Origin of the sequence: Butyrivibrio sp. INlla21 (assembly GCF_900116875.1) — a bacterium.
In the GTDB taxonomy this organism is placed as follows: domain Bacteria; phylum Bacillota; class Clostridia; order Lachnospirales; family Lachnospiraceae; genus Butyrivibrio.
Genome location: NZ_FPCC01000003.1, coordinates 1 through 12121, shown reverse-complemented (window position 1 = coordinate 12121; position 12121 = coordinate 1). Strand labels below are relative to the sequence as shown.

Genomic DNA, 12121 nt, shown 5'->3' with positions numbered 1-12121 from the left:
TTGGAGGAACCAAAATGTCTAACAGAAGTGTAATTCCCTTTGGACCCCAGCATCCGGTTCTTCCGGAGCCGATTCACTTAGACCTTGTTATGGAGGATGAGAAGGTTATTGAAGCTATTCCTTCCATCGGTTTCATTCACAGAGGTCTTGAGAAGCTGGTAGATAAAAAAGATTTTAACGAGATGGTTTACGTTGCGGAGCGTATCTGCGGTATCTGTTCTCTTGGTCACGGCCTTGGATATTCTGAGGCGGTTGAGCATATTATGGATATCGAAGTCCCCGCAAGAGCAAGATATCTTAGGACTATTTGGTCCGAACTCAGTAGGATCCATTCTCATTTGCTTTGGATGGGTCTTCTTGCAGATGCTTTCGGATTTGAGAGCTTGTACATGGACTGCTGGAGACTCAGAGAAGAAGCTCTTGATATGTTCGAAGCTTCTACAGGCGGACGAGTTATCTTTTCCGTTATGAAGATCGGCGGTATCAGAAGAGATGTATCCGATGAGATGCTTAAGGACTTTAATGAGCGTATTTTCAAGATGGAAGAGGATCTTAAGACTATCGCAAGGCCTTTCCTTGAAGATGCGGCGGTTCAGACAAGACTTCGCGGTGTCGGCGTTCTTACTGCAGAGCAGGCCGATGCACTCGGATGTACGGGACCGTTCCTTAGAGCAAGCGGAATAAGCTGCGATATAAGATCAACAGGCTACTGTGCATACGGTGATATCGATTTTACACCTATCGTAAGCACCGAGGGAGATTCCTATGCTCGTACAAAATGCCGTATTGAAGAGATTTTCCAGGCTTTTGATATCATTCATCAGTGTATCGACAAAATGCCTTCAGGAGATATCGAAGTTCCCGTTAAGGGAATGCCTAACGGCGAATATATGATGAGAATCGAGCAGCCTCGAGGCGAAGCTCTTTACTATGTAAAGGCTAACGGAACCAAGTTTATCGACAGAATGAGAGTCCGCACACCTACATTTGCAAATCTTTCCGGTCTTGTTGAGATCTTGAAAGGCTGTGATCTTGCGGATGTTCCTATCCTCGTTCTTACGATCGATCCTTGCATCAGCTGCACGGAGAGATAAATAGTATGAGTATTGATATGCTCACAATGGGAGATTATTATGGCACTTATAAGTTTTAAGAAAACTATATTACGTAATCTTTTTTCAAAGCCCTATACGAGAAAGACTGAGAAGGAATTTCCCGAAGGAACAAGAGGACATGTTGAAAACGACATGGATGTGTGTATTCTTTGCGGACTTTGTTCAATCAAATGTCCAACACATGCTATTACTGTAGATAAAGCAGAAAAGACATGGTCAATAAGACCTATGAGCTGCATTCAGTGTAGATGCTGCGTTGACAATTGTCCTAAGAAATGCCTTTCAATGGGTACAAGATTCCAGGAGCCGGGCGATGAGAAGGTTACCAAGACCTTTAAACAGTCTGAGAAGGCTATCGCTGCACAGGAAGCACTTATGAAGGCTGCCAAAGAGAGAGCTGCCGCCGCAGCCGCTGCAAAAGCCGCAGCCGCACAGGGTGGAGCGGCACCTGCCACACCTACTCAGGGAGCACATGCAGCACCTGCTCAGAACGCACCGCAGAACGCGGAAGAAAAGAAAGATTGATGATAATATCACTTATGATTAAAGGGGCGGTCCAAGGAGTTGGCTATCGCCCCTTTATTGCCAGCTTAGCAACTGAATATCATCTTAAAGGAATGGTAAGAAATATCGGCACTGCAGTTGAAATCCGGGTGACAGGTAATGACAAGGATTTAAATGAGTTTGTAAATGTCGTTAAGACCGAGTACCCTGCAGGTGCTTTTATTTTGGATGTCGAGGAAAAGCATATTAAAAAAGATCCTTCTTTTAAGTATGACAGTTTCGTGATTGAAGATAGCATTCCTGTTTCTTTATCAGATGATCTTTCCGTCTTTTCACCCGATATCGGTATCTGTGATGATTGCCTTAAGGAGATGCTTGATTTTAAGAACAGAAGGTACAGATATCCTCTTATAAGCTGCGCTTCATGCGGCCCCAGGATAAGTATTACTGACCGTTTCCCCTATGACAGAGATACAACAACCATGGATGCTTTTAAAATGTGTCCTGTATGCGAGGCGGAATACAAAGAAGGCAGACGAAGACACGCTCAGACAATTTCCTGTCATGATTGCGGTCCTCAGATGCTTCTTGATTATTATGAATTTCGCGGCAGAAATAATCTTTTATCTCATGAGGAAAAGGATAGTGCTGTAAAGAAAGCAGCCGAAATTCTTCTTCACGGAGATGCCATAGGTCTTAAGGGGATAAGCGGATATCAGCTTCTTTGCCTTCCTACAGACGGCTCGGCAAAACTGCTAAGACAGATAAAAGGCAGAGAAAATAAGCCTTTTGCAGTAATGTTTTCGTCTATAGAACAAATAAAAGAATATGCGCATGTTTCAGCGCTTGAAGAAAAGCTTTTGACTTCCTCATCAAGGCCGATAGTTCTTTTAAATAAAAAAGTTGATTTCGGTGATGAAGTATTAAAGGGGTCCGAATATATCGGAGCGTTTCTTCCATCAGCAGGCATCCATAGACTGATCTGCGATGAGGTTGGTCCTGTTATATGTACAAGTGCCAACAAGTCCGATGCTCCTATGATCATTTCGGACGATGATTTTAGAAAGACGTTCATGCCGCCGTTTGGTGATGAGTATAATTCTCAGATACATGTGCGCGGTATGCTTTATCATAAAAGAGAGATAAATATGGCTCAGGATGACAGCGTCATGTTTGTTATTAAGCATCAAGACGGATTGGAAACAAGCCATTTTATCAGGAGAGCAAGAGGATTTGCGCCTCTCCCTGTTTTGGTTAAAAACATTAAGAATAATACAAAAATACTAGCCATGGGCGGTGACCTTAAGAGCACTTTTTCTTTTGCCCTTAAAGATAAGATAATGTCGTCTCAATATATCGGCGATCTTGAGGATTATTCGGTATTTGAGAATTACAAGGATGTACTTGATAGATATGAGAATCTCTATGAGTTTGAACCTGAAATCATAGTAAGAGATATGCATCCTCTATATATTTCACATTCATACGCAGATAAAAGAGCCGACATGGGCATAGAAAAGCTTAAGATACTTGATGTTCAGCATCATCATGCACATGTGCTTTCCGTCATGGCCGAGAATTCGCTTGACAGTTGTATTGGTGTAAGCTTTGACGGTACAGGATACGGAACAGACGGTAATGTCTGGGGCGGAGAATTCCTTTTGTGCAACAGAACAAAATTTGAGAGGAAAGGGCATCTTTCGTATGTTAAGCTATGCGGTGGAAATACAGCGCCAAAAGATGCGGCTCTGGTTGCAGGCTGCTATGAAGATGCTCTTGGATACGATGGTTTAGAGGATGCACAAAGGGCTGCGCTTGCAAATAATATAAATACTTTTGAGACTTCAAGTATGGGAAGGTTATTTGACGCCGTCAGTGCGCTGTTAAATATTCGTACGTTTAATTCATATGAAGGAGAATGCGCCGTAATGCTTGAAAAGGCAGCAAGCTCTTTTTCCGGGGATTCATGTCCCGAAATATGCTTCAATATTGAAGAAGACGACGGCGTACTTATAGCAGATCAGCTTTTGCTATATAATGACATTAAAAAGTTTTTGGATTCAAAAGAATTTGATATAAATCAGATCGCATATGCCTTTCATATGGCTGTTGTTAAGCTTATTTTGGATGTGTGCGCAAGGATAAGGAGAGCTTTTGGCGAAAATAAGGTCTGTTTATCCGGCGGAGTGTTCCTAAACAGGATCATCCTAAGAGAGAGTATTCGTGTTTTAAAAGAGAATTCTTTTGATGTATACGTTAATAAGCTTGTTCCCGCAGGAGATGGCGGAATATCTTTGGGACAAGCGTATTATGCGATGATGTATTGTGATAAGTGATTTTTGCTTATCAACATAGAAAGGAAATATTATGTGCGTTGCGATACCCGGAACGGTCATAGCTTTAGAGGGAACCAAAGCCACGGTTGATTTTAGCGGAAATAAGGTTAACGCTGAGGCCGGACTTGTCGATGTGGCCGTGGGAGATAAGGTTTTGGTTCATGCGGGCTGCATAATTCAAAAGATGGATGAACAGCTTGCAAAAGAAACTATGGATCTATTCAAAGAAATTGAGGATTTGATGGTCTGATATGATCGGTGCAGATATAAATGCTATTGCGGAACAACTTAAGAACTATGACGGCGAAGAAGTGAGGATAATGGAGGTTTGCGGAACGCATACGGCCTCCATATCGGAAAACGGCATTCCTTCTATGCTTTCTCCTAAGATCAAGCTGATATCGGGACCGGGGTGCCCCGTTTGCGTTACGGTTACTGCGGTTATCGATAAGCTTGTTGAGCTTTCCATGAGAGAAGATACAGTCGTACTTACTTTTGGCGATCTTATCAGAGTCAAAGGGACGAATAAATCTCTTGCCGATGCCAAAGCTGACGGAGCACATGTCAAAATGGTCTATTCGCCAATGGAAACCGTAACGATGGCTGAAAAAGATCCCGATCACACATATGTATTTGCGGCTATCGGCTTTGAAACAACGGCTCCCGTTTATGCCAATGTACTTAATGAAGCTGTAAACAAGGGACTTGATAACGTAAAGCTTTTAACTTCTCTAAAGACTATGCCTCAGGTCATTCGCTGGGTCGTAAATAACGGCGGCGGGATAGATGGCTTTATTGCACCGGGACATGTTGCCGCAATAACCGGAAGCGATATATTTAAGGCGCTTTCAGAGGAGCTTGGTCTTCCGTTTGTAGTATCGGGATTTGAAGGAGAGCAGCTTCTTTTGACTATATATGCGCTTCTTCGCATGAAGGGTAATAAAGGCATTAAAAACCTCTATAAGAGCGTCGTAACCTCGGAAGGTAATATTAAGGCAAAAGAGATGGTTGATAAGTATTTTGAGCCTTCTGATGCCTCCTGGAGGGGTATGGGTAAGATACAAGGTTCAGGACTTGTTCTTAGGAAGGAATATGAAAAATTTGACGCAGGAAGCCGAGATCTTGATGAAGATCACATGCCGCCCGGATGCTCATGTGCATCTGTTCTTGTAGGCAAGATAAAGCCAAGTGATTGTCCGATGTTCGGTAAAATGTGCACTCCTGATAATGCACACGGTGCATGCATGGTTTCCACCGAAGGAAGCTGCTATAACTATTTTGTTTCGGGAAGAAAGTGATGATATGAAAATTACAATGGCTCATGGGAGCGGCGGTGAATCGACTTCTGCTCTTATTAAAGACGTTTTTTCCAAATATTTTAAGAATGAGATTCTTGATAAGCTTGAAGATTCGGCTGTTGTATCGGGAAGCTCCAAGATTGCGGTTACTACAGACAGCTTTGTTGTGACACCTCTTGTTTTTCCGGGAGGAGATATCGGAAGGCTTTCCGTTTGCGGAACCGTAAATGATATTTTAATGAGCGGAGCTACTCCCAAATACATTACCTGCGGTGCCGTACTCGAAGAAGGGCTTGATATCGATCTTCTCGACAAGATAATAGCTTCTATGGCCGAAACTGCCAAGGAAGCCGGCGTTATTATAGTAACAGGTGACACCAAAGTTATAGAGAACAGAGGCGCTGAACCCGGACTTATCATCAATACTTCCGGTATCGGTTTTATCGATGAGACAAAAGAGTCGGTGGGTCCCTATAATCTTAAGGACGGCGATAAGCTCATCATTACAGGTAATCTTGGCGATCACCATGCTGCGATACTAGGTTGCAGGATGGGAATCGAAAATAATATTAAATCGGACTGCGCACCGCTTGGAGATTTTGTGGGAAAGCTCAAAGACGCCGATATACGTGTTCATGCCATGAGAGATGTCACAAGAGGCGGCCTAGGTACGGTTTTAAATGAATTTGCTTCAGCTTCTTGCTGTAATATTGAGCTTAGTGAGGAAGCTTTGCCGGTAGAACCGTCCGTTAAAGAGTTCTGCGGTCTTTTGGGACTTGATCCCATGTACATGGGAAATGAAGGAAAGGCTATTATCTCTGTACATAAGGATGATGCCGAAAGAGCACTTTCTCTTATCAAAAGTGCCAAGTATGGTGAAAATGCAGCTATAATCGGAGAGGTTATTAAGAATAACAAACCTGATGCCGATAATAATGTTATTCTGAACACAAAGTTAGGCGGGAAGCGCATTATAGGGCTTATGTACGGCGAGGGGCTTCCAAGAATATGCTAATTGTTGTACAATAGCATATAAGAATTCAAATGAGGTAGATAATGGAATTTAAAAGAATAGATAAAGAGACTGTCAAATGTATCATCACGGAAGATGATATGGATGAACAGGGAATTAAATTAGAAGACCTTTTTGAGAAGAAGAAAGAAGCTATGGATTTTCTTCATGATGTTATGAGGAAAGCCCAGGAAGAAGTTGATTACAGACCCACAGGTTCTTTTACACCCATGCAGATAACAGTTCTTCCGGATCATACGATCTCGCTTACACTTTCCGAGAATTCTTCAAGCTCTTTTGCCGATATGCTTAAAACAGTTACTCAGCAAGCCGGTATCAAGATTCCCAAGAATATTCTTGAGGATCTCGGTGATTGCGAGAACGAGGAGCGACTTCAGAGGCTTAATGAATATCTTCAGAGCCTTAAGCAGCTCACAAGTTCGGTGAAGAATATTCTCGATAAGGGCAAAAATAACAATAATAAAAATAACAATAATAACGATAAGATAACCATCGAATCCAACGCATCTGCCGATGCAAGAAGACAACTTGCCGATCAGATAACGAACAGTGCAAAAGAAAAGTACAATGATATCAGGAAGCCTTCCGATAAGGCATTGGAAGATCTTGAAAGACTTAAATTCAGCGAGTATATTTTCTCTTTTGCAGATATCAGAACAGCAATTAGCTTTTGTGCCAAGGCTCCTATGGATCTTAAGATTACAAGTTCCTTGTACAGAGACGTTAGGAGTGGCAGTTATTTCCTTTATCTTGAAAGATGTGAGGAAGAAGCCAAGAGATTTGCGGCGCTCTTTACGATGGCTTATGAATTCGGACATTTCTATGCTTCGAATCCTACTGTGATAGCGCACATCAAAGAGACATACGAGTGCCTTATCGGTGAAGATGCACTTTCCAAGCTTTCGACGATTGCTTGATCTTTAATTGGTTTTTATTCAGTCTCAGCATTAATGCTGAGGCTGTTCTTTTATATCACGATCATCGGGTAATATTATGAGATTAAACAGATATATAGCTGCGTGCGGCGTATGCTCCAGAAGAGCCGCGGATAAGCTTATTGAGGAAAAAAGAATAACTGTTAACGGCCATCTTGCTTCATTCGGAACGGAAGTTAATGATGGCGACAAGGTTTTGTTTGACGGAAAAGAAATCTCTCTTTCTAAAGAAAGCATTGTTCTTGCTTATTACAAGCCTGTTGGCGTTGTCTGTACCGAAAAAGATAAGCATGCTGCCGAGACGGTAATTGATAATCTGGGCTTTTCAGAGCGCGTAACTTACGCCGGCAGACTGGATAAGGACTCCGAGGGGCTCCTCATAATGAGTAATGACGGGAAAATCATTGAAGCCATGATGAAGAGTGCCAATAAGCATGAAAAAGAGTACGAAGTAGTAGTTGATAAGGATTTAAACGGCGAGATTTTAAATAAGCTTGCCAACGGAGTATATCTTCCTGAACTTGACCGCACCACAAGGGGCTGCAAAGTAAAACGCACCGGAACAAGGTCTTTTAACATTATACTGACTCAGGGGCTTAACAGGCAGATAAGACGAATGTGCAAGGAAGTTGGGCTTAAAGTCCTAACTCTTAAAAGGATCAGAGTTATGAATGTCCGTCTGAAGGATTATAACCTTAAGCCGGGAAAGTATGTTGAGCTATCGGCCAAAGAAAAATCGGCATTGTACGAGGCGTGTGGCCTAAAAATGCGCAGCTGACCATATTTTTACAAAAGAAATATCGCAACGGGCGTTTTTGCTGGTATAATAGGATTTGATCGCAGATTATATTAGGCGATAGATATAAAAGAATATAAATTCGGGGTGTTTGAGATGTCTTTTGATGAAACTAAAATTGATTTGAAAAAAGAGTATGACGAGCTTGTAAAGACCATCAAACATCACATGGATCTTTATTACAATCAGGATGAGCCTGAAATATCCGATTATGAGTACGACATGCTTATGCAGAAGCTTAAGAGGATAGAGAAGGAGAATCCTGATTTTGTTATGCCCGATTCTCCCAGCAAGATTGTTGGAGGTGTCGCTAAGAGAGAAGCCGGAGTTAAGGTTACTCATAACGTACCGATGCTCTCTATCGAAGATGTGTTTAACAAAGAGGATGTCGAAGCCTTTGTTCAAAAAGTACTACTTAAGCATGCGGATGCTTCTTTTTCCGTAGAGCAAAAGATTGACGGACTTAGCATTTCTCTTAGATATAACAAAGACGATTCCGATAACAAGCTACATTTAACGCTTGCCGAGACAAGAGGTGACGGCCTTATCGGCGAGGATGTTACGGCGAATGCGCTTGTTATTCCCGATATTAAGCAGGTTTTGGATCTTCCGTATGATTATCTTGAGCTTAGAGGCGAGGTTTACATGTCTCATGAAGCTTTTGATAAGTTCAATGAAGAGCAGGAAAAACTTGGAAAAAAGACAGCGGCCAATCCCAGGAACTTGGCTGCCGGAACGTTAAGACAGCTTGATCCATCCATAACAAAGGCTCGCGGCCTTAAGATGTTTGTATTTAACGTTCAGGACGGACCGCAGGAACTTAGAAGTTCTCACTGCGGAGGCCTTGATATACTTGAAAAGGGCGGCGTAGAAACTGTTTTCCATAAGCTTTGCAATAGCGCGGATGAAGTTGTTGCTACGATCGATCAGATCGGAGAGATGAGAGAGGATCTTGAATTTGACCTTGACGGTGCCGTTATTAAGGTCGATCAGATCGCATACAGAGAAGATTTTCCCGCAGGATCAAAGTACTCAAGCGGACATATTGCATATAAGTATCCTCCCGAAGAGAAGATCATCGTCATGGACGAGATACTTGTTGATGTAGGAAGAACCGGAAAGCTTACGTTTACGGGAAGCTTCCATGACAGAGAGACCGGAAAGCCCGCAAGGCTTTGTGGAACCAGTGTTTCCAGAGCTACATTACACAATCAGGATTATATTACCGAGAATAAAGTAGGCATAGGCGGTGAGTACAAGCTCTATAAGAGCGGAGAGATCATTCCTAAGCTCAACGGTTGTGTCAAGGAGCCTGAATATATATATGAGGCCCCTCGAATGTGCCCTGTATGCGGAAGCCACCTTATAAGAGAAGAAGATACGGCGGATATCAGATGCGTTAATCCTACTTGTCCCGCACAGGTGACAAGAACGATCGCGTATTTCACTTCAAGAGATGCCATGAATATCATGGGACTTGGGGATACGCTTGTTGAAGCGCTTGTTTCCGAAGGATATCTACATGATTATTCCGATATCTATCTTCTTAAAGATCATAGGGATGAGCTTATAGAAAAGGGAATAATCGGTAAGGAAAAGAATACCGATAAGCTGCTTAATGAAATTGAAAAGTCTAAAACCAACGATCCTATAAGGCTTCTTACGGGACTTGCGATACGAAATGTCGGAAAGTCCACTGCAAGAGAGCTTATGAAGCATTTTGACAATCTTATGGATATGTCAAAGGTCACTGTCGACGGATTTTCACAGATTCAGGATATCGGTGAGACAACGGCGGGCGATCTTTATGATTTCTTTCATGATGAAAAGAACCTTGAGATTCTTCATAAGATGCAAGAGCTTGGCCTTAATTTCACAGCCGTAAAGGAAGAAGGTACTTCCGATAAACTGGCCGGAATGACTATAGTCGTAACAGGAACACTTCCGACGCTCGGCAGAAAAGAAGCAGAAGAGCTTATCGTCAAAAACGGTGGTAAACCATCCGGAAGCGTATCAAAAAAGACGAGCCTTGTTCTTGCCGGTGAAGCTGCGGGAAGTAAACTTACCAAGGCAAATGAGCTTGGGATCAAAGTTATAGATGAAGCTGAATTTATGGAGATGATAAAAGATGCCAATTAAGATACAGAACGATCTTCCCGCAAGGGAAATACTTGAAAAAGAGAATATATTTGTTGTTGATGAGAACAGAGCATGTCATCAGGATATCAGATCCCTTCAGATCTGTATTCTTAACCTGATGCCGCTTAAAGAGGATACCGAACTTCAGCTCCTTCGCTCAATGTCCAACACACCTCTGCAGATTGATGTTTCTTTTATGCAGATGAGCTCGCATCATTCCACAAACACGTCTCCGAACCACCTTAACAGATTCTACAACACATTTGAAGAGTTAAAAGACAGAACGTTCGACGGAATGATAATCACAGGAGCTCCTGTTGAGCAGATGCCTTTTGAAGAGGTTGATTACTGGAAGGAACTATGCGAAGTCTTTGAATGGACGAAGACCAATGTAACTTCTACGTTTCACATCTGCTGGGGAGCACAGGCAGGAATCTATTATCACTACGGAATAGACAAAGAGCCTCTTACTGAAAAGAGATTTGGTATTTATGAGCATACCGTTATGAACAGGAAAGTACCGCTTGTTCGAGGCTTTGACGATGTGTTTAAGCTTCCTCATTCAAGACATACCGAGACGCCCGCGGATAAGATCCATGCGTGTGACGATCTGGTTGTTCTTGCAGAATCCGAGATCGCGGGAGTATTCCTTTGTATGAATAAATCCGGAAGTCAAATATTTGCAATGGGGCATGCCGAATATGACAGATTAACGCTTGATAAAGAATACAAAAGAGACCTGGATAAAGGCCTTGATATCAAGATGCCGCTTAATTATTATCCAAATGACAATCCCGAGGAGAAGCCTATGCTTCAGTGGAGGAGTCACGCCAATATTCTTTATACAAACTGGCTCAACTACTATGTTTATCAGAACACTCCTTATCAGTGGGGACAGATCCTTGATGAGGAAAAGAGAAAGCTCGCTTCAAAAGGACTTACCAAGAAGCTTCAATCAGAACTATAAAGCCACATATGAGCTTGCTTAATGGGCTGTTATAGTTGTAATTGCGCTTAAAATAAGTTAAAATATATATGTTAAGTCGTTCATTTTAACCGTCAATCATGCTTCAAAAAGTGCGTTGCACAAAGGAGATAATCGTATGGGTCTTGAAATGGATAATGAAGAGCTTGAAACTAAAACTGAACTTAAGAAAAAACCTACAAAGAAGACCAAAGAAATGTTAGAAGAAAATTCGAAGCAGATTGAAGAGCTTAAGGATGAGCAGGTTAAGCTTAACGAGATCCTTGCGGAACTTGATAAGGAAGAAGAGGCTATAGGCTCTCGTTCTGCGCTTAAAATGAAAGTTACTCATAAGAAGTTCGGCAACGGACAGGTTGTTAAGCAGGAAGGAAAGTACATCGAGGTTAAATTCAAAGATGTAGTAAAGAAATTCGTCCTTCCCGGCTGTATCGCCGATAAATACCTGGAAGTTGAGGACGAAGATGTCTATGAGTACTATGTAAAGTGCAATGAGAATCACAAAAAGCGTATGGAGACAGAACTTAAATTCAAGTCTGCTACATATGCCATTCAACGTCACGAAGATGCTATCGATAGATTAAATGCAAAACTAAAATGATTGTTAGGATTATTTTCAAGAGCTTATCATTTGATAAGCTCTTTCAGACTGTAGACAAAGTCCACGGCAAATGCTGTGGATTTTTCTTTTAAAAAGTGTCACAAGCCCTGTATTTATCTGGGATTGAGGCACTTTTTATGGTATAATAAAAGTATCAAAGTTGTGGATGGGGATAGCCTTTATGATGACTTCTAATACCGAAAGAAAGCGTGAACAGATGCAGTTTGTGAGCATGGATGATCTGGTACCTCAGGATCACATGCTCAGGCTTATTGATAAAGCAATTGACTGGTCATTCATATATGACCTTGTTGAAGATAAGTATTCATCAGATATGGGCAGGCCCAGCATGGATCCTGTCACACTCATTAAAATCCCTTTC

The 12121-nt window shown here is 42.0% G+C and carries 11 protein-coding genes and 1 pseudogene; all 12 read left to right on the top strand.

Annotated elements, in window-relative coordinates:
* The first annotated feature begins 14 nt into the window (after nucleotides 1-14).
* The gene (locus tag BM377_RS01605) at nucleotides 15-1094 is read left to right on the top strand and encodes a hydrogenase large subunit (RefSeq protein ID WP_092242729.1); all 1080 of its coding nucleotides are present in this window, start codon (nucleotides 15-17) and stop codon (nucleotides 1092-1094) included.
* 39 nt (nucleotides 1095-1133) lie between these two features.
* Nucleotides 1134-1640 (top strand): 4Fe-4S dicluster domain-containing protein, encoded by a 507-nt coding sequence (locus BM377_RS01600; RefSeq protein ID WP_092242726.1) that lies wholly within the window; start codon nucleotides 1134-1136, stop codon nucleotides 1638-1640.
* Nucleotides 1640-3955, top strand: a complete 2316-nt coding sequence (gene hypF, locus BM377_RS01595) for a carbamoyltransferase HypF (protein ID WP_092242724.1) — start codon at nucleotides 1640-1642, stop codon at nucleotides 3953-3955. The genes BM377_RS01600 and hypF overlap by 1 nt, the downstream gene beginning before the upstream one ends.
* Before the next feature lie 31 nt (nucleotides 3956-3986).
* Nucleotides 3987-4205: a HypC/HybG/HupF family hydrogenase formation chaperone gene (locus BM377_RS01590; protein ID WP_092242720.1), complete on the top strand. Its 219-nt coding sequence runs from the start codon at nucleotides 3987-3989 to the stop codon at nucleotides 4203-4205.
* A 1-nt stretch (nucleotide 4206) separates the two neighbouring features.
* A complete protein-coding gene (gene hypD / locus BM377_RS01585; protein WP_092242718.1) occupies nucleotides 4207-5253 on the top strand; it encodes a hydrogenase formation protein HypD in 1047 nt (348 codons plus the stop codon).
* Between the two features lie 4 nt (nucleotides 5254-5257).
* Entirely contained in the window at nucleotides 5258-6268 is a 1011-nt protein-coding gene (gene hypE / locus BM377_RS01580) for a hydrogenase expression/formation protein HypE (RefSeq protein ID WP_092242716.1), read from the top strand.
* Nucleotides 6269-6309: 41 nt separating this feature from the next.
* Nucleotides 6310-7203, top strand: coding sequence for an adaptor protein MecA (locus tag BM377_RS01575; protein WP_092242713.1), 894 nt, complete (start codon nucleotides 6310-6312; stop codon nucleotides 7201-7203).
* Between the two features lie 76 nt (nucleotides 7204-7279).
* Nucleotides 7280-7999 carry a pseudouridine synthase gene (locus BM377_RS01570; RefSeq protein WP_092242710.1) on the top strand — a complete coding sequence of 240 codons (720 nt, stop codon included), beginning with the start codon at nucleotides 7280-7282 and terminating at the stop codon, nucleotides 7997-7999.
* 114 nt (nucleotides 8000-8113) lie between these two features.
* Nucleotides 8114-10156, top strand: a complete 2043-nt coding sequence (gene ligA / locus BM377_RS01565; protein ID WP_092242709.1) for an NAD-dependent DNA ligase LigA — start codon at nucleotides 8114-8116, stop codon at nucleotides 10154-10156.
* On the top strand, nucleotides 10146-11123 hold the full coding sequence (gene metA, locus BM377_RS01560) for a homoserine O-acetyltransferase MetA (RefSeq protein ID WP_092242708.1): 978 nt from the start codon (nucleotides 10146-10148) through the stop codon (nucleotides 11121-11123). Before ligA ends, metA begins: the two co-directional genes overlap by 11 nt.
* Before the next feature lie 136 nt (nucleotides 11124-11259).
* On the top strand, nucleotides 11260-11739 hold the full coding sequence (locus tag BM377_RS01555; protein ID WP_092242707.1) for a hypothetical protein: 480 nt from the start codon (nucleotides 11260-11262) through the stop codon (nucleotides 11737-11739).
* 181 nt (nucleotides 11740-11920) lie between these two features.
* Nucleotides 11921-12121: pseudogene (locus BM377_RS01550) on the top strand (IS5/IS1182 family transposase); the annotation flags it as partial.